A 17,442-nucleotide genomic window follows, 5' to 3' on the forward strand; every position below is an offset into this window, starting at 1 on the left:
GACCCCCCACCGGTGTGTGTCACAAACGCAGGAGTCGAATATGTCCACAAGGAAGCTAGGACGCCTTGCGCGCCTGGTTTTCGTGGTTGCCGCGCTGTTTGCTGGCGGCGTGGGTGCTGCTGAAATCAGCGCCAACCACGCGGGGGCGCCGGCCACCGTTCGCAGCGCCCAAGCGGCGCAGATGCTGGAAGTCGTCTGGGAATAGCGCCTACGGGCGTGCACGGCGAAGACGCCGCGCGTCGACTGATGAGGGAGCGCCATGGCAGGACGCTCGCGACCGTCGCGGCGCTCCGCGCAATATGCGTGGTTGGTTACGACCCCGCTTGCGCTGTGCTCTTTCCTTTGCATCACCGTTTTCTGGTACCAACAACCGCACTGGTATGAATCCTGGCGTGGCGGCCTGATTGCCCTGATTGGGCTGATGATCGCCTATGTCGGCGTTATCAACGTCGTCGTGCGCCGGCAGACCTTCACCCTTGTCGCGACCGAGCTGCCGCTGGTCCTCGTTCTTTACTACCTCCCGCCGGTGATGGCGATCCTGGTCGCGACTCTCGCGCCGCTCATCACCCAGGGCCGCTCCGGCTACGAGCTCACCAAGATCTGGTTCAACGTCGCCAAGTCGGCCGCCAGCGTCTCGGCGGCGCTGATCGTGATCGCCGCCCTGCCTCACATGAAGAACGCCGGTCCCGGCACCTGGGGCATCCTGTTCCTGGCCGTGTCTCTCGGCGCGCTGGTCCACGTGTTCGCCCTCTCCGGTGTGATGGCCGCGGTGCAGAGCCGCCGCGCCGGCCTGGAAGCGTTGCGGGCCAGCCTTCCGACCCTGCTGACGTCCGGCGTCAACATCGTGCTCGGGCTGGTCTTCCTGGTCGCCCTCGAGGCGACCCGCTGGTCGGCCGTGCTCCTGGTCGTGCTGGTCGGCGCGCTGATGCTGGTGCTGCGATCGTTCGCCGAGTTCTTCCGGCAGCACCGCACCCTCTCCGAGGTCTACGAACTCACCAAGGCGGTCCGCGACGAGCGCAACGAGGCGAGCCTGCCCGATGTGCTGCTCGGCCGGGTCCGTGCGCTCATGCGTTCGGAGTACGCCACCCTGTGGCTCGCTCCCCAGGGCCGCCATCCCGAGGTGCTCCTCACCGCGCGGGTGGAAAATCGTGGTCTGCTCGACCTTTCGCCGACGCCGGTCCCCCTTCGTGACCAGGTGCTCAGCGCCGGGCGCACGGTCGCGGTCGGTCCGCAGTTCGACGACGCGCGCGACCTCCGCGAGGCGCTGCGGGGCTCGAAGATCAAGGACGCCATCGTCGTGCCGTTGCGGTCGGGCCAGACGCAGATCGGCACCCTGGAGGTCTGCAACCGGCTCGGCGACGCCCGCACGTTCCGCGACGGCGACGTCCAGGTGCTCGAGACGGTCGCCGCGCATGTCTCGGTCGCAGTCGAGAACGCCCGCCTGGTCGACCGCCTGCGCTACGACGCCTACCACGACCGCCTCACCGCTCTGCCCAACCGCCGCCGCATCGTCGACGCGCTCGCCGAGTCGGTGAAGGTCCGGGCCGAGGAGGAGGTCGTCGCGGTGCTGCTCTTCGACGTCGACGGCCAGCGCGACGTCAACGAGTCGATGGGCCACGCGGCCGGCGACAAGCTGCTGGCCGAGGTGGCCGGGCGTCTCCGGAGCATCGCCGGACCGGGCGCCCTGGTCGGGCGGATCGGCGGCGACGAGTTCGTGGTCACCCTGCGCGCCGAGAGCACCGACGCGACCGTCCGGCTCGCGACCGAGATGCGCGAGCAGTTGCGCGGGCCGATGACGGTGGGCTCGCTCACGCTCGACGTCGGCACCGCGGTCGGGGTCGCGGTCTATCCGGATCACGGCGACGATCCCGAGACCTTGCTGCAGAGAGCCGAGCTGGCCGGAAATTCGGCCAAGGTGCTTCCGTACGGGGTGCAGCTGTTCCACCCCGCCCTGGAGTCCCGGGCCGTCCGTCGTCTGGGCATCGCGGCCGACCTGCGCCAGGCCCTCGACAGTGGCCTGGTCGACGTCTACTTCCAACCCAAGGTCACGCTCGCCGACCGTCACCTGGTCGGCGTCGAGTGTCTGGCCCGCTGGCAGCACCCGGCGCACGGCGAGGTGGCCCCGGAAGACTTCGTCGCGGTCGCCGAGCACACCGGCCAGCTCTCGCGGCTCACCGAGGTGGTGCTCACCGAGGGTCTGCGGCGCTGCTCCGAGTGGGCCCAGGCCGACCGTCCGCTCTCGATCGCGGTCAACCTCTCGGTCCGCACCCTGCTCGACTCCCGCTTCCCCGACCAGGTCGAGGCGTTGCTGGAGCAATACGAGGTGGCTCCGGCCCAGGTGACCTTCGAGATCTCGGAGCCGGGCATGCTCGGCGACATCGAGCGCGTCCTGCCCACTCTTTACCGTCTGCGCGACCTGGGCGTGCGGCTGAGCGTCGACGATTTCGGCACCGGCGCCTCGTCGCTGTCCTATCTGCGGCAGTGGCCGGTCCAAGAGGTCAAGATCGACGACAGCTTCGTGCAGGGCATGGCGACCGACTCCGGCGATCTGGCGATCGTCCGGGCCGTGATCAGCCTCTCCCGCGAGTTCGGGCTGACCGTGGTCGCGGAGGGCGTCGAGAGCGAGCTCACCCTCGATCTGCTCGAGGAGATGGGCTGCGAGATCGGCCAGGGCTATCTCTTCAGCCGCCCGCTGCCGTACGAACGTCTCGAGGCCTGGTTCAGCGCCCGCACCGAGCCGACGACCACTCCCGCGGGCGAGGTCCGGAGGCTCCGAGCGGTCATATGACCAGCGGTTTCACGACACGGGGGGATCCGGTTTCACCCCCGCCGACCGGCCGTGTAGTCTTATCTCCGCAGCGGGCGAGAGATCGCGCGCTGATCTGATTTGCAGCCGGCCCCCTTAGCTCAGTCGGCAGAGCGTCTCCATGGTAAGGAGAAGGTCTACGGTTCGATTCCGTAAGGGGGCTCTACCGGGTTCGTTCGCCGCCGCAGGCGCAGGACGCAAGCCTGGCGCGGCGGGGTAGCTCAGTTGGCAGAGCAAGCGGCTCATAATCGCTGTGTCGCCGGTTCAAGTCCGGCCCTCGCTACTTGATACGGGATCCCGCCCGGGGTCCCCACTTTGCAGTTCGGCCCGCCAAGCGTCTACGCTGGTACGCCGGTAATACGAAACCCGTGAGCAGGAAGGCTCCCCGCCGTGGCCAAGGCGACCGACGTCCGTCCGAAGATCACCCTGGCGTGTACGGAGTGCAAGGAGCGGAACTACATCACCAAGAAGAATCGGCGTAACGACCCCGACCGCGTCGAGCTGAAGAAGTTCTGCCCGCGGGACGGCCGCCACACCCTGCACCGCGAGACACGCTGACTCTCGGCTTCGAGCTACTGACCGCGCCGTCCGGATCTGCTCCGGGCGGCGCGGTTTAGTCTGTGGGGCATGCCCCTGGACCAGTCATTTGTCGGCCGTACGTATCCGCCGACCGAGCCCTACCTCGTCGGCCGAGAGAAGATCCGGGAGTTCGCCCGGGCCATCGGCGCCACCGAGGCCGAATATCACGACCCCGAGGCCGCCCGGGCCCGCGGTTATGCCGACGTGGTCGCCCCGCCGACCTTCCCGGTGATCGTGACGATGGGCTCGAGCAAGCAGTTCATCGAGGACCCCGAGCTGGGCATGGACTACAGCCGCGTGGTGCACGGCGACCAGAAGTTCGCGTACGCCCGTCCGGTCGTCGCCGGCGACACCCTGGTCTGCCACAACAAGATCGAAGAGATCACCACCCGGGGTGGCCACGACTTCCTGACCACCCGCACCGACGTGACCACCGAGTCCGGCGAGCCGGTGCTCACCGCCTGGTCCAAGCTGGTGCAGCGGGGAGACGACAAGTGAGCGACCGGTTGGAACCGCAGACCTTCCGGGTCACCCGGGCCGACCTGGTGCGCTACGCCGGCGCGTCGGGCGACTTCAACCCGATCCACTGGAGCGAGCGCTTCGCCACCGGTGTCGGCCTGCCCGGCGTGATCGCCCACGGCATGTTCACGATGGCGCTGGTCGGCCGGGCGGTGACCACCTGGGCCGGCGCGGCCGACGCGGTGGTCGAGTTCAGTGTCCGGTTCAGCCGTCCGGTGCCGGTGCCCGACACCGACGAGGGTACCGAGGTGGTCGTGTCGGCCACGGTCAAGGACACGACCGATGAGGGGCACCTCAGGCTGGCCCTGACCGCCACCTGCCAGGGGGAAAAGGTTCTCTCGCTGGCCCAGGCAGTCATCCGTAAATGAGTCCAGTGACGCCACGGTGACCCGGGTTGGGCGATCCGGGTGTGAACCCGTACACTGGTGCGCCGTGGGGCAGTGACCCACTCGACGACGCATGTCGCCGAGCGGGAAAGGTGCCTCGCACAGGGGTGTAGCTCAATTGGCAGAGCAGCGGTCTCCAAAACCGCAGGCTGCAGGTTCAAGTCCTGTCACCCCTGCGCAACCTCCTAGACGTGCCCGCCCGGTGCGCGGTCCGCACGACCCGGCGCCGGTCGAGCGCTGACGGGACCCCCATCATCACGATGACGGAAGTAGGGCGCTATGGCCGAGAGGGACCGACCCGGTGACGCCGGTGACCCGGCTGACGAGGTCTACGACGCCGACGCTGTCGCCGATGATGAGGTGGCGGACGACGAGGTCGAGGACGACGAGCCGGTAGGCCGTGGTGGCACCGCGGTCAAGGAGCGCACCAAGGGCTCCGGCCAGCCGAAGGCGAAGAAGGAGGTCCGCCGCGCCGGCCTGTTCGGCCTCATCGGCGGTTTCTTCCGTGAGGTCGTCAGCGAACTGCGTAAGGTCATCTGGCCGACCCGCAAGGAGCTGATCACCTACACGACCATCGTGATCGGCTTCGTGACGGTCATGACGGCCATTGTGGGCCTGTTGGACTACGGGTTCGGCAAGGGCATCCTCTGGGCGTTCGGCGGCTGATCGGCCGTCGGGCACGACCCGACCGGCAGCGGTTCGACCGCTGCCGCCCGAGACGAAGAGACATCTGGAAGTGAGCGAGCGTGCCTGAGTACGACGACGAGACCGCGACGGTCGCCGACGAGGAGTCGGTGGAGACCGCGGCCGCCGACGAGTCGATCGAGGCCGCCACCGAGGAGCAGACGGCTGCCGTGGCGGTGGTCGCTGACGACGAGGACTACGACCCGGTGCAGGAGCTGCGGCAGAAGCTGCGCTATGCCCCCGGCGACTGGTATGTCGTGCACTCGTACGCGGGCTACGAGAACAAGGTCAAGACCAACCTCGAGACCCGCATCACCAGCCTCGACATGGAGGACTTCATCTTCCAGGTCGAGGTGCCGACCCGCGAAGAGGTCGAGGTCAAGAACGGCAAGCGCAACCAGGTGCAGGCCAAGGTCTTCCCGGGCTACATCCTGGTCCGCATGGACCTGACCCCCGAGTCCTACTCCTGCGTCCGCAACACGCCCGGTGTGACCGGCTTCGTGGGCGCCACCGACCGGGTCGACCGGCCGGCCCCGCTCTCGCTGGACGAGGTCCTCAAGTGGCTCGCCCCGGCGGTCGAGCTGGAGGAGAAGAAGGCGAAGGTCGAGATCAAGGTGCTCGACTTCGAGGTCGGTGACTCGGTCACCGTCACCGACGGTGCCTTCGCCTCGCTGCCGGCCTCGATCAGCGAAATTAATGCCGACCAGCAGAAGTTGAAGGTTCTGGTCTCCATCTTCGGCCGTGAGACGCCGGTGGAGCTCAACTTCAACCAGGTCGCCAAGATCTGACCAGTACAGGGTCTGACCAGTACAGGGTCTGATTAGACAAAGCGCAGTCAGTGGGAGGGCCGTGATCCGCGCGGCCCGCCAACAACCACAGGAGTAATGAAATGCAGCACGGCAAGGGCTACCGCAAGGCAGCCGAGCAGATCGACCCCAACAAGCTCTACGACCCCAGCGATGCCATCAAGCTGGCCAAGGAGTCGAACCCGACCAAGTTCGACGCGACCGTCGAGGTCGCGATGCGGCTGGGCGTCGACCCTCGTAAGGCCGACCAGATGGTCCGCGGCGTCGTCAACCTGCCCCACGGCACCGGCAAGACCGCCCGGGTGATCGTGTTCGCGCAGGGTGCGAAGGCCGAAGAGGCTGTCGCGGCCGGCGCCGACGAGGTCGGCACCGACGAGCTCGTCGCCCGCATCCAGGGCGGCTGGCTCGATTTCGACGCCGCGATCGCCACCCCGGACCAGATGGCCAAGATCGGCCGGATCGCCCGGATCCTCGGCCCGCGTGGCCTCATGCCCAACCCGAAGACCGGCACCGTCACGATGGACGTGACCAAGGCGGTCAACGAGATCAAGGGCGGCAAGATCACCTTCCGGGTGGACAAGCACTCCAACCTTCACTTGATCATCGGCAAGGCCTCGTTCTCCGAGGAGCAGCTGAAGGACAACTACGCCGCCGCCCTCGACGAGGTCCTGCGGGCCAAGCCGTCGGCGGCCAAGGGCAAATACCTCAAGAAGGTCACCTTCAGCACCACGATGGGCCCGGGCGTCCCGGTCGACCCCAACGTGGTGAAGGGCATCCGCGCCGAGGGCGTCGAAGCCTGATCGCAGTCGAAGGCGAGGCCCCCGGGGACAACCCCGGGGGCCTTTCTTGTGGGAGGCTTCCGGTCGTGCGTTTCGAGCAGGTCGCTTTCCGGTACGCGCGTCGCGCCGGCTGGACGCTGCACGAGGTCGATCAGGTCGTCGAGCCGGGCGAGACGGTCGTCGTGCTGGGCCGCAACGGGGCCGGCAAGTCGACCTTGCTCCAGCTGGCGGCGGGCGTGCTGCGGCCGACCCGGGGCACGGTCCGCGGCCGTCCCTCGGTCGTCGGCTGGGTCCCCGAGCGCTTCCCGGCCGACCAGCCGTTCACCGCGGGGGGCTATCTGCACCGGATGGCCGAGGTGCGCGGCCAGGCCGATCCGGCGGTCGTCGACCGCTGGATCGAGCGCCTGTTGCTCTCCGAGCACGCCGGCACCCGCCTGGCCGACCTCTCCAAGGGCACCGCGCAGAAGGTCGGTCTCGCCCAGGCCCTGCTCGTGCGGCCGGAGCTGCTGGTTCTCGACGAGCCCTGGGAGGGTCTCGACGCGGCCGCCCGCACCCTGATCCCCGGCATCGTCGCCGAGGTCACCACGGCCGGCGGCTCGGTGCTGGTCAGCGACCACCGCGGCGAGATCACGACCCTCGCCGGCGCCCGCCACTGGACGGTCGCCGACGGCACGGTCACCGCCGCTCAGGAGGATGCCGAGGCCGGGCGGCACGAGGAGGTCATCGTGCAGGTCGCGGTCCGCCGGGCGGACGCCGACCAAGCGGTGGTCCGGCTGCGTGCCGCGGGTCACCGCGTGGTGGGCGTACGCGAGATGGACGCCCGATGACCGCCCTGACCCGGATGCGCCTGTCCGGTTTCGTCCGCGGTGGCCGCGCGCTCCCGCCCGCTATCGCCGTCCTGGTCGTCCTCGGCGTCATCTACGGCGGTGGGGCCTCTCCGGCCGCGATCGCGTACGGCTATTCCGCCGCCGCCCTCTTCCCCGTCCTGGCGTGGCTCACCAAGATCCTGCTTGACGCCGAGCCCGACACCCAGCGCCGCCTGGCCCGCATCTCCGTCGGCCCGGCCCGCGAGGCCGTGGCCGGCGTGCTGGCCGCGCTCGTGATCTCCCTGATCGTCTGCGCGCTGGCCATGGGCGCCCCGTGGCTGTTCCACGGCATCGACCCGGCGAAGTCCCTGGCCGGCGGCGTCGTTCTCGGCATCCTGGCCCACCTGCTGGCCATCCCGCCCGCGATCGCGCTCGGCGCCCTGGCCAGCCGGGCCGTGACTCGCAACGCTCGCACCGGCGTCGCCATCCTCACCGTCGCCGCCGTCCTGGTGGTGGTCCTGGGCCTGAAGGGCTCATGGGCGCCGTGGCTGGTCCCGCCGGTGATGGCGACCGCCCGGGCCCTCAACGACTCCGGCACCCCTCCGGCCGGCACCCTGACCCGGCTGATCGCGTGGGCCGTGCTCTGGACCGCCGCCGCCTTCACCGGCTACGCCTCTCTCCGCCGCTCCCGCTCCTGATCACCGGCCCGATTTGGCGGTCGCGGCCCCACTGCGTACTCTTATCAGCGAAGTTCCACCCACAGACCGCTGGTTGCCGCAGCTGCCGTCGTGAGACGTTTCGTCAAATGATGGGGCCGTGGCCGAAGGATCCGCTCGATGCGGACGGCCCGCGCAGGGGAGAACGGTTCGTGATCGGGCCCTGCGCCCCATCCGCCCCGTGCGCCCTGCGCCGGGGCGTTTCTCATTCTGCGGCTTCTTCTCCCAGTGGTTCGAGCATTGAGAGAGGAGGGACATGGCGGACAAGCCGGTCCGGGCCGACAAGGCCAGTGCCGTCGCCGAGCTCACGGACAACTTCCGTAACTCGTCGGCCACCGTGTTGACCGAGTACCGCGGTCTCACGGTTGCCCAGCTCACCGAGCTGCGGCGCTCGCTGGGCCAGGAAACCACGTACTCCGTGTCGAAGAACACGCTCGCGAAGCGTGCGGCGACCGACGCGGGCATCGAGGGCCTTGACACGCTGTTCACCGGTCCTACCGCGCTCGCTTTCGTCAGCGGTGACCCGGTCGAGGCGGCCAAGAGCCTGCGGGCTTTCGCCAAGGCCCACCCCGTCCTGGTCATCAAGGGCGGCGTATTCGAGGGCAAGGCGCTCACCGCCGACGAGGTCAACAAGCTCGCCGACCTCGAGTCCCGTGAGGTGCTGCTGGCCAAGCTGGCCGGCGCCATGAAGGGCAACCTGAGCAAGGCCGCGGCCACGTTCCAGGCTCCGCTTTCCCAGGCCGTACGCCTGGTGGACGCCCTGCGTGCCGAGCGCGAGAAGGACGGTTCCGCCGAGGCCGCCTGACGGCCCCGCGAACCGAGCAACGTCTAAATCAGAAGCTAGGAAAGGTTGCCAGACATGGCGAAGCTCAGCACCGACGAGCTGCTCGACGCGTTCAAGGAAATGACGCTGATCGAGCTGTCGGAGTTCGTGAAGCAGTTCGAGGACGTCTTCGACGTCCAGGCCGCCGCTCCGGTCGCGGTTGCCGCCGCCGGTAGCGCGGCGCCGGCCGCCGAGGCCGCGGTCGAGCAGGATTCCTTCGACGTCGTTCTCGACGGCGACGGTGGCAAGAAGATCCAGGTCATCAAGGTCGTGCGTGAGCTGACCGGCCTGGGCCTCAAGGAGGCCAAGGACGCCGTTGAGGCCGCCCCCAAGGCGATCCTCGAGGGTGTCAACAAGGAGAAGGCCGAGGCTGCCAAGGCCAAGCTCGAGGCCGAGGGCGCCAAGGTCACCCTCAAGTGATCTAAAGCTCCGGTGCTTTCTCTTGCCGCCGGCGGCGACCTGTGTGACCGGGTCGCCGCCGGCGGTGTTTTACGCGTGAAATCGCTGGTGACGGCACACTTCGCGAGTGTCGGGCAGCCGACCGCCAAAGCCGGTCCAACCGGACATTGTCTGGAGTATGGTCGCTAGGACGTGCCTGGCGGGCGATGGTCGAGGTTCGACCCGCGCTGCAGCCCTTGACTGTGTGTCCGCTGACAGGCACGCTGACAACAGCAAGTTTCCGCGCTTGCGACAGCCGCCCTGGGGGCAACCGGATTCGTCCGGCCCTCTCAGATCGGCACCCGAGGGAGTTGAGCCGCGTTCGAGCGGCCCTGGCACGAGGCACTGACCCTGGAAGCGCAGGTCAGAGGCCGCCGGGGCGTGTTCCGCAGGCCCCCTCCGGTGTGGGCTGGACAGCGGTTAGCCGAGCGGCTACACTGCTAGTTTGCGCTGCCTTCTGTCTTGAGCCCTGCCGGAACATCCGCATGGATGATTTCTGGGGGGTTCATTGGAGTGCACGCAGACAGTTGCATACCGCAGCTGCAGCCGCATCAGCAGCACCGGTCCTCGGAAGGACGCATCTTGGCAGCTTCCCGCCCTGCGAAGACCAGCCGTACGTCGAGCGCTTACGCACCCCGCCGTGTCTCTTTCGGCAGGATCACCGAGCAACTTGAGGTCCCCAACCTCCTCGCCCTCCAGACGGATTCCTTCGACTGGCTGGTGGGAAACGAGGCTTGGCAGGCCCGGTCGACGGACGACCCGCACGCCCACTCGGGCCTCGCAGAGATCCTCGAAGAGATCAGTCCCATTGAGGACTTCTCCGGCACAATGTCGCTGTCTTTCTCGTCTCCTCGATTCGACGAGGTCAAGGCCTCGATCGAGGAGTGCAAAGAGAAGGACCTGACCTACTGCGCACCGCTGTTCGTGACCGCGGAGTTCACCAACAACACGACCGGCGAGATCAAGAGCCAGACCGTGTTCATGGGTGACTTCCCGATGATGACCCCCAAGGGGACGTTCGTCATCAACGGCACCGAGCGCGTCGTGGTGAGTCAGCTCGTCCGCTCGCCGGGCGTGTACTTCACCAAGGAGCCGGACAAGACCTCCGACCGCGACCTCTCCAGCGTCAAGGTCATCCCCAGCCGGGGTGCCTGGCTGGAGTTCGACATCGACAAGCGCGACACCGTGGGCGTCCGGATCGACCGCAAGCGCCGGCAGGCCGTGACGGTCCTGCTGAAGGCGATCGGCTGGTCGGCCGACCAGATCCGTGAGCGGTTCGGCTGGTCCGAGCTGCTCATGACGACCCTCGAGAAGGACCACATCGCCGGGCAGGACGAGGCCCTGCTCGACATTTACCGCAAGCTCCGTCCGGGGGAGCCCCCGACCCGGGAGAACGCGCAGACCCTGCTCGACAACCTCTTCTTCAACCCGAAGAGGTACGACGTCGCCAAGGTCGGCCGTTACAAGTTCAACAAGAAGCTCGACATCGACGTCCCGATCGTCCGGGGCACGCTGACCGAGGAAGACGTCGTCAAGACCGTGGACTACCTCTGCCGGCTGCACGCCGGTGAGGAGGGCTACGAGGCCGACGACATCGACCACTTCGGCAACCGTCGCCTGCGTACCGTCGGCGAGCTCATCCAGAACCAGGTCCGCGTGGGCCTGTCCCGGATGGAGCGCGTCGTGCGCGAGCGCATGACGACCCAGGACGTCGAGGCGATCACGCCGCAGACCCTGATCAACATCCGTCCCGTGGTGGCGGCGATCAAGGAGTTCTTCGGCACGTCGCAGCTGTCGCAGTTCATGGACCAGACCAACCCGCTGGCGGGCCTGACCCACCGGCGCCGGCTGAGCGCGCTCGGCCCGGGTGGTCTGTCGCGTGAGCGGGCCGGCTTCGAGGTCCGCGACGTGCACCCGTCCCACTACGGCCGGATGTGCCCGATCGAGACGCCCGAGGGGCCGAACATCGGCCTGATCGGCGCGCTCTCGACGTTCGCGCGGGTCAACCCGTTCGGCTTCATCGAGACGCCGTACCGGAAGGTGGAGGACGGCCGGGTCACCGACGAGGTCCACTACCTGACCGCCGACGAGGAAGACCGGTACATCAAGGCGCAGGCGAACGCCGTGGTGAGCAGCGACGGCACGTTCGCCGAGGATCGCGTCCTGGTCCGCCGTAAGGGCGGTGAGGTCGACTACGTGCCCGGTGCACAGGTCGACTACATGGACGTGTCGCCGCGGCAGATGACCTCGGTCGCGACCGCGATGATCCCGTTCCTCGAGCACGACGACGCCAACCGCGCCCTCATGGGTGCCAACATGCAGCGCCAGGCGGTGCCGCTGGTCAAGGCCGAGGCCCCGCTGGTCGGTACGGGTATGGAGTACCGTGCCGCGGTCGACGCCGGTGACGTGGTTGTCGCCGAGGTCGGCGGTGTGGTCGAGGATCTGTGCGCCGACTACGTGACGGTCCACCAGGACGACGGTCACCGGCGTACGTACCTGCTGCACAAGTTCCGCCGCTCGAACGCCGGCTCCTGCGTCAACCAGAAGCCGGTCGTCTTCGAGGGTGACCGGGTCGAGGCCGGCCAGGTCATCGCCGACGGTCCGTGCACCGACGAGGGGGAGATGGCCCTCGGCCGTAACCTGCTCGTCGCGTTCATGTGCTGGGAGGGCCACAACTACGAGGACGCGATCATCCTGTCGCAGCGCCTCGTGCAGCAGGACGTCCTCACCTCGATCCACATCGAGGAGCACGAGGTCGACGCCCGGGACACCAAGCTCGGCCCGGAGGAGATCACCCGCGACATCCCCAACGTCTCCGAGGAGATGCTGGCGGATCTCGACGAGCGGGGCATCATCCGGATCGGTGCCGAGGTCGTCCCCGGCGACATCCTGGTCGGCAAGGTCACGCCCAAGGGCGAGACCGAGCTGACCCCCGAGGAGCGGCTGCTGCGCGCGATCTTCGGTGAGAAGGCCCGGGAGGTCCGGGACACCTCGCTGAAGGTGCCGCACGGCGAGACCGGCACGGTCATCGGCGTCCGGACGTTCTCTCGCGAGGACGGCGACGAGCTGCCCCCGGGTGTGAACGAGCTGGTCCGGGTCTACGTCGCCCAGAAGCGCAAGATCCAGGACGGCGACAAGCTCGCCGGCCGGCACGGCAACAAGGGCGTCATCTCGAAGATCCTCCCGGTCGAGGACATGCCGTTCCTCGAGGACGGCACCCCGGTCGACATCGTGCTGAACCCGCTCGGTGTGCCCTCGCGTATGAACATCGGTCAGGTCCTGGAGACCCACCTCGGGTGGATTGCCAAGACCGGCTGGTCGATCGAGGGCGACGACACCGAGTGGAAGCGGCAGCTGCGCGCGATCGAGGCGCACGAGTCGGTCAAGGACTCGAACGTCGCGACTCCCGTCTTCGACGGTGCGCGCGAGGAGGAGATCAAGGGCCTGCTCGAGTCGACGCTGGTCAACCGCGACGGTAAGCGGCTGGTCAACGGTGCCGGCAAGGCGCAGCTGTTCGACGGTCGTTCCGGCGAGCCGCTGCCCGACCCGATCTCGGTCGGCTACGTCTACATCCTCAAGTTGAACCACCTGGTCGACGACAAGATCCACGCACGGTCGACCGGCCCGTACTCGATGATCACGCAGCAGCCGCTCGGTGGTAAGGCCCAGTTCGGTGGCCAGCGGTTCGGCGAGATGGAGTGCTGGGCGATGCAGGCCTACGGCGCGGCGTACGCGTTGCAGGAGCTGCTCACCATCAAGTCCGACGACGTGCTCGGCCGCGTGAAGGTCTACGAGGCCATCGTCAAGGGCGAGAACATCCCGGAGCCGGGCATCCCCGAGTCCTTCAAGGTGCTGCTCAAGGAGCTGCAGTCGCTGTGCCTCAACGTCGAGGTGCTGTCCAGCGACGGCGTGGCCCTGGAGATGCGCGAGACGGACGACGAGGTCTTCCGGGCCGCGGAAGAACTCGGCATCGACCTGTCCCGGCGTCCGAACGAGGGCGTCAGCAGCGTCGAAGAGATCTGACGGAGTGCGGTCCCCGGTGATGCCGGGGGCCGCCCCGCCGGCCTGGAATTTATCCGAGCAACGAAACACGAGGGATAGTCCAAGTGCTCGACGTCAACTTCTTCGACGAGTTGCGCATCGGCCTTGCCACTGCTGACGACATCCGCCAGTGGTCGCACGGCGAGGTCAAGAAGCCCGAGACGATCAACTACCGCACGCTCAAGCCCGAGAAGGACGGACTCTTCTGCGAGAAGATCTTCGGTCCGCAGCGGGACTGGGAGTGCTACTGCGGTAAGTACAAGCGGGTCCGGTTTAAGGGCATCATCTGCGAGCGCTGTGGCGTCGAGGTGACCCGGTCCAAGGTTCGCCGTGAGCGCATGGGCCACATCGAGCTGGCCGCGTCGGTGACGCACATCTGGTACTTCAAGGGTGTGCCGAGCCGGCTGGGCTACCTGCTCGACCTGGCGCCGAAGGACCTCGAGAAGATCATCTACTTCGCCTCGTACGTGGTCACGAGCGTGGACGCCGAAGCGCGTCACCGTGACATGTCCACGATCGAGAACGAGATCTTCGCTGAGAAGCGGCAGTCGGAGAACGGCCGCGACTCGGAGATCGAGAAGCGCGCGGCCAAGCTCGAGCAGGACCTGGCCGAGCTGGAGGCCGAGGGCGCCAAGGCCGACGTGCGCCGCAAGGTCAAGGAGGCCGGCGAGCGCGAGATGCGCCAGATCCGCGACAAGGCGCAGCGCGAGATCGACCGGCTCGACGAGGTGCTCGACACCTTCCGCAAGCTCGACTCCAAGCAGCTGGTCACCGACGAGCTGCTCTACCGCGAGCTGCGGGACCGCTTCGGTGAGTACTTCACCGGTGGCATGGGCGCCGAGGCGATCAAGGCGCTGCTGCAGAACATGGACCTGGACGCCGAGGCCGAGAACCTGCGGGAGATCATCCGCAGCGGTAAGGGCCAGCGGAAGATCCGTGCGCTCAAGCGCCTCAAGGTCGTCGCCGCGTTCCTGAACACCCGTAACTCGCCGCTCGGCATGGTGCTCGACTGCGTCCCGGTCATCCCGCCAGACCTGCGCCCGATGGTGCAGCTCGACGGTGGCCGCTTCGCGACCAGCGACCTGAACGACCTGTACCGCCGCGTGATCAACCGGAACAACCGGCTCAAGCGCCTGATCGACCTGGGCGCGCCCGAGATCATCGTCAACAACGAGAAGCGGATGCTGCAGGAGGCCGTCGACGCACTGTTCGACAACGGCCGCCGCGGCCGGCCGGTCACCGGCCCGGGTAACCGACCGCTGAAGTCGCTGTCCGACATGCTCAAGGGCAAGCAGGGCCGGTTCCGTCAGAACCTGCTCGGCAAGCGCGTCGACTACTCCGGCCGTTCGGTCATCGTCGTCGGCCCGCGGCTCAAGCTGCACCAGTGCGGTCTGCCCAAGCAGATGGCCCTGGAGCTGTTCAAGCCGTTCGTGATGAAGCGTCTGGTCGACCTGAACCACGCGCAGAACATCAAGTCGGCCAAGCGGATGGTCGAGCGTCAGCGCCCGGTCGTGTGGGACGTCCTCGAAGAGGTCATCAGCGAGCACCCGGTGCTGCTGAACCGCGCGCCGACGCTGCACCGCCTGGGCATCCAGGCCTTCGAGCCGCAGCTGGTCGAGGGCAAGGCGATCCAGATCCACCCGCTCGTCTGTACGGCGTTCAACGCGGACTTCGACGGCGACCAGATGGCGGTGCACGTGCCGCTGTCGGCCGAGGCTCAGGCCGAGGCCCGCATCCTGATGCTCTCGTCGAACAACATCCTCAAGCCGGCCGACGGCAAGCCGGTCACCATGCCGACCCAGGACATGGTCATCGGTCTCTACTACCTGACGCACGAGACCGCTGGTGCCAAGGGTGAGGGCCGGATCTTCAGCTCGGACGCCGAGGCTCGGATGGCGTTCGACAACGGCGAGCTGCACCTGCAGGCGCCGATCCGGATCCGGCTGCGGGAGGTCATCGGTGTCGACAACGGCGCCAAGGCCCCCAAGTGGGAGGCTCCGGAGGACTGGACCGAGGGCGAGCACCTGCTCGTCGACACCACCCTGGGCCGAGTGATCTTCAACGAGACGCTGCCCCCGGGGTACCGGTTCGTCAACTACGAGATCCGTAAGGGTCAGCTGTCGGCGATCGTCAACGACCTCGCCGAGCGCTTCCCCAAGGTGGCCCTCGCGGCGACCCTGGACGCGCTCAAGGAGGCCGGCTTCCACTGGGCCACCTGGTCCGGTGTGACGATCGGCATGGGCGACGTCATCGGTCCTCCGCGCAAGCCGGAGATCCTCGCTCGCTACCAGGTCGAGGCGGACCGCATCGACAAGCAGTACCAGCGTGGTCTGATGACCGCCGAGGAGCGTCGAGGCGAGCTCATCGAGATCTGGACCAAGGCGACGAACGAGATCTCCAAGGAGATGGAGAGCACGCTGCCGCACGAGAACCCGCTCTGGGTAATGATCAACTCGGGCGCTCGCGGTAACCTCCTCCAGCTCCGGCAGATCGCGGCGATCCGTGGTCTGGTGGCCAACCCCAAGGGTGAGATCATCCCGCGGCCGATCACCTCGTCCTACCGCGAGGGTCTGACCGTGCTGGAGTACTTCATCTCCACCCACGGTGCCCGTAAGGGCCTGGCCGACACCGCGCTGCGTACCGCCGACTCGGGTTACCTGACCCGTCGTCTGGTGGACGTGTCGCAGGACGTCATCATCCGCGAGGAGGACTGCGGCACCGACCGCGCGATTCCGATGCAGGTGGGCGAGCGGGAGCCGGACGGCACCCTGGTCGTGCACACGCACGCGGAGACCGGTGTGCACGCCCGCACGCTGGCCGACGACATCAACGACGCCAACGGCAACCTGGTCGTCGCCCGTGGCTCGGACCTCAACTCGATCCTGGTCGAGAAGCTCGTCGCCGCCGGCGTCGAGAACGTCCGGGTACGCAGCGTGCTGACCTGTGAGTCGAAGCTCGGCGTGTGCGCGGCCTGCTACGGCCGTTCGCTGCCGACCGGCAAGGGCGTGGACATCGGTGAGGCGGTCGGCATCATCGCCGCCCAGTCCATCGGTGAGCCGGGTACGCAGCTGACGATGCGTACCTTCCACACCGGTGGTGTCGCGGGTGAGGACATCACCCAGGGTCTGCCGCGTGTGCAGGAGATCTTCGAGGCCCGCGTTCCCAAGGGCAAGGCGCCCATCGCCGACACCCCGGGACGCATCCGCATCGAGGACGGCGAGCGCTCGCGAAAGATCATCGTGGTGCCGGACGACGGCAGCGAGGAGATCGTGTACGACAAGATCTCCAAGCGCGTGAAGCTCCGGGCCCACGACGGCGACCACGTCGGCGTCGGCGAGAAGCTGACCGAGGGCACCATCGACCCGCACGAGCTTCTGCGGATCATGGGTCCGCGGGCGGTCCAGGTCCACCTGACCCAGGAGGTCCAGGAGGTCTACCGCTCGCAGGGTGTGCTCATCCACGACAAGCACATCGAGATCATCATCCGCCAGATGCTGAAGCGGGTGACGGTCATCGACTCGGGCGCGGCGGAGTTCCTGCCGGGCGTGCTGGTCGACCGGGCGCTGTTCGAGTCGGAGAACCGCCGGCTCGTCGGCGAGGGTGGCGAGCCCGCCGCCGGTCGTCCGGTGCTGATGGGTATCACCAAGGCCTCGCTGGCCACCGACTCCTGGCTCTCGGCCGCCTCCTTCCAGGAGACGACCCGGGTGCTGACCGACGCGGCGATCAACTCGCGTAGCGACTCGCTCGTCGGCCTCAAGGAGAACGTGATCATCGGCAAGCTCATCCCGGCCGGTACGGGCATCAGCAAGTACCGCAACATCCGGGTCGAGCCGACCGAGGAGGCCAAGGCCAAGGTCTACTCGATGACCGGTTACCCGGAGACCGACTACGGCTTCGGACCGGCCAGTGGGCAGGCGGTTCCGCTGGACGACTTCGACTTCGGGTCGTACCGCTGATTTTGAACTGCCGCAACCTGGTCGGCATCGGCACGGCGCTGCGCGAGATCCACCGGCCGAGCTCGCAGGAAGCGCTGTACTCCGCGAAATACCGTCTCAAGTG

General features: G+C 67.7%; 14 protein-coding genes and 3 tRNA genes. All 17 read left to right on the forward strand.

The annotated features are described in order from the left end of the window. Positions 1-40 precede the first annotated feature (40 nt). Positions 41-205, forward strand: coding sequence for a hypothetical protein (locus tag AB0M88_RS15385; RefSeq protein WP_364101307.1), 165 nt, complete (start codon positions 41-43; stop codon positions 203-205). Between the two features lie 54 nt (positions 206-259). Beyond that, the gene (locus AB0M88_RS15390; protein WP_364101310.1) at positions 260-2,788 is read left to right on the forward strand and encodes an EAL domain-containing protein; all 2,529 of its coding nucleotides are present in this window, start codon (positions 260-262) and stop codon (positions 2,786-2,788) included. A 108-nt stretch (positions 2,789-2,896) separates the two neighbouring features. Beyond that, positions 2,897-2,969: transfer RNA gene (locus AB0M88_RS15395), tRNA-Thr, on the forward strand. A gap of 47 nt (positions 2,970-3,016) precedes the next feature. Next, positions 3,017-3,089: transfer RNA gene (locus tag AB0M88_RS15400), tRNA-Met, on the forward strand. A 107-nt stretch (positions 3,090-3,196) separates the two neighbouring features. Then, a complete protein-coding gene (rpmG, locus tag AB0M88_RS15405; protein WP_364101313.1) occupies positions 3,197-3,364 on the forward strand; it encodes a 50S ribosomal protein L33 in 168 nt (55 codons plus the stop codon). A 69-nt stretch (positions 3,365-3,433) separates the two neighbouring features. After that, a complete protein-coding gene (locus tag AB0M88_RS15410; protein ID WP_364101316.1) occupies positions 3,434-3,883 on the forward strand; it encodes a MaoC family dehydratase N-terminal domain-containing protein in 450 nt (149 codons plus the stop codon). Further along, positions 3,880-4,272 (forward strand): MaoC family dehydratase, encoded by a 393-nt coding sequence (locus AB0M88_RS15415; protein ID WP_364101319.1) that lies wholly within the window; start codon positions 3,880-3,882, stop codon positions 4,270-4,272. Before AB0M88_RS15410 ends, AB0M88_RS15415 begins: the two co-directional genes overlap by 4 nt. 121 nt (positions 4,273-4,393) lie before the next feature. Next, a tRNA-Trp gene (locus tag AB0M88_RS15420) sits at positions 4,394-4,466 on the forward strand. A gap of 103 nt (positions 4,467-4,569) precedes the next feature. Continuing rightward, entirely contained in the window at positions 4,570-4,956 is a 387-nt protein-coding gene (gene secE / locus AB0M88_RS15425; protein ID WP_364101322.1) for a preprotein translocase subunit SecE, read from the forward strand. A gap of 80 nt (positions 4,957-5,036) precedes the next feature. Then, positions 5,037-5,762 carry a transcription termination/antitermination protein NusG gene (gene nusG, locus AB0M88_RS15430; protein WP_364101325.1) on the forward strand — a complete coding sequence of 242 codons (726 nt, stop codon included), beginning with the start codon at positions 5,037-5,039 and terminating at the stop codon, positions 5,760-5,762. A 101-nt stretch (positions 5,763-5,863) separates the two neighbouring features. Beyond that, entirely contained in the window at positions 5,864-6,580 is a 717-nt protein-coding gene (gene rplA / locus AB0M88_RS15435; RefSeq protein WP_364101328.1) for a 50S ribosomal protein L1, read from the forward strand. Between the two features lie 65 nt (positions 6,581-6,645). Next, complete coding sequence (locus AB0M88_RS15440; RefSeq protein ID WP_364101331.1) at positions 6,646-7,386, forward strand: ATP-binding cassette domain-containing protein; 741 nt, start codon at positions 6,646-6,648, stop codon at positions 7,384-7,386. Further along, positions 7,383-8,063, forward strand: coding sequence for a hypothetical protein (locus AB0M88_RS15445; protein WP_364101334.1), 681 nt, complete (start codon positions 7,383-7,385; stop codon positions 8,061-8,063). Before AB0M88_RS15440 ends, AB0M88_RS15445 begins: the two co-directional genes overlap by 4 nt. Before the next feature lie 274 nt (positions 8,064-8,337). Beyond that, positions 8,338-8,886, forward strand: coding sequence for a 50S ribosomal protein L10 (rplJ, locus tag AB0M88_RS15450; RefSeq protein ID WP_364101337.1), 549 nt, complete (start codon positions 8,338-8,340; stop codon positions 8,884-8,886). A 54-nt stretch (positions 8,887-8,940) separates the two neighbouring features. Further along, a complete protein-coding gene (gene rplL, locus AB0M88_RS15455; RefSeq protein WP_364101340.1) occupies positions 8,941-9,324 on the forward strand; it encodes a 50S ribosomal protein L7/L12 in 384 nt (127 codons plus the stop codon). Positions 9,325-9,924: 600 nt separating this feature from the next. Further along, entirely contained in the window at positions 9,925-13,365 is a 3,441-nt protein-coding gene (gene rpoB, locus AB0M88_RS15460) for a DNA-directed RNA polymerase subunit beta (RefSeq protein ID WP_364101343.1), read from the forward strand. Between the two features lie 83 nt (positions 13,366-13,448). Continuing rightward, positions 13,449-17,339, forward strand: a complete 3,891-nt coding sequence (locus AB0M88_RS15465) for a DNA-directed RNA polymerase subunit beta' (RefSeq protein ID WP_364101346.1) — start codon at positions 13,449-13,451, stop codon at positions 17,337-17,339. Positions 17,340-17,442: the final 103 nt, after the last annotated feature.

Origin of the sequence: Actinoplanes sp. NPDC051411 (assembly GCF_040682075.1) — a bacterium.
In the GTDB taxonomy this organism is placed as follows: domain Bacteria; phylum Actinomycetota; class Actinomycetes; order Mycobacteriales; family Micromonosporaceae; genus Actinoplanes.

Coding starts and splice junctions, on each gene's coding strand:
- AB0M88_RS15385 (WP_364101307.1), top strand. CDS start 41: ATGTCCACAAGGAAGCTAGGACGCCTTGCGCGCCTGGTTTTCGTGGTT.
- AB0M88_RS15390 (WP_364101310.1), top strand. CDS start 260: ATGGCAGGACGCTCGCGACCGTCGCGGCGCTCCGCGCAATATGCGTGG.
- AB0M88_RS15410 (WP_364101316.1), top strand. CDS start 3,434: ATGCCCCTGGACCAGTCATTTGTCGGCCGTACGTATCCGCCGACCGAG.
- secE (WP_364101322.1), top strand. CDS start 4,570: ATGGCCGAGAGGGACCGACCCGGTGACGCCGGTGACCCGGCTGACGAG.
- rplA (WP_364101328.1), top strand. CDS start 5,864: ATGCAGCACGGCAAGGGCTACCGCAAGGCAGCCGAGCAGATCGACCCC.
- AB0M88_RS15445 (WP_364101334.1), top strand. CDS start 7,383: ATGACCGCCCTGACCCGGATGCGCCTGTCCGGTTTCGTCCGCGGTGGC.
- rplJ (WP_364101337.1), top strand. CDS start 8,338: ATGGCGGACAAGCCGGTCCGGGCCGACAAGGCCAGTGCCGTCGCCGAG.
- rplL (WP_364101340.1), top strand. CDS start 8,941: ATGGCGAAGCTCAGCACCGACGAGCTGCTCGACGCGTTCAAGGAAATG.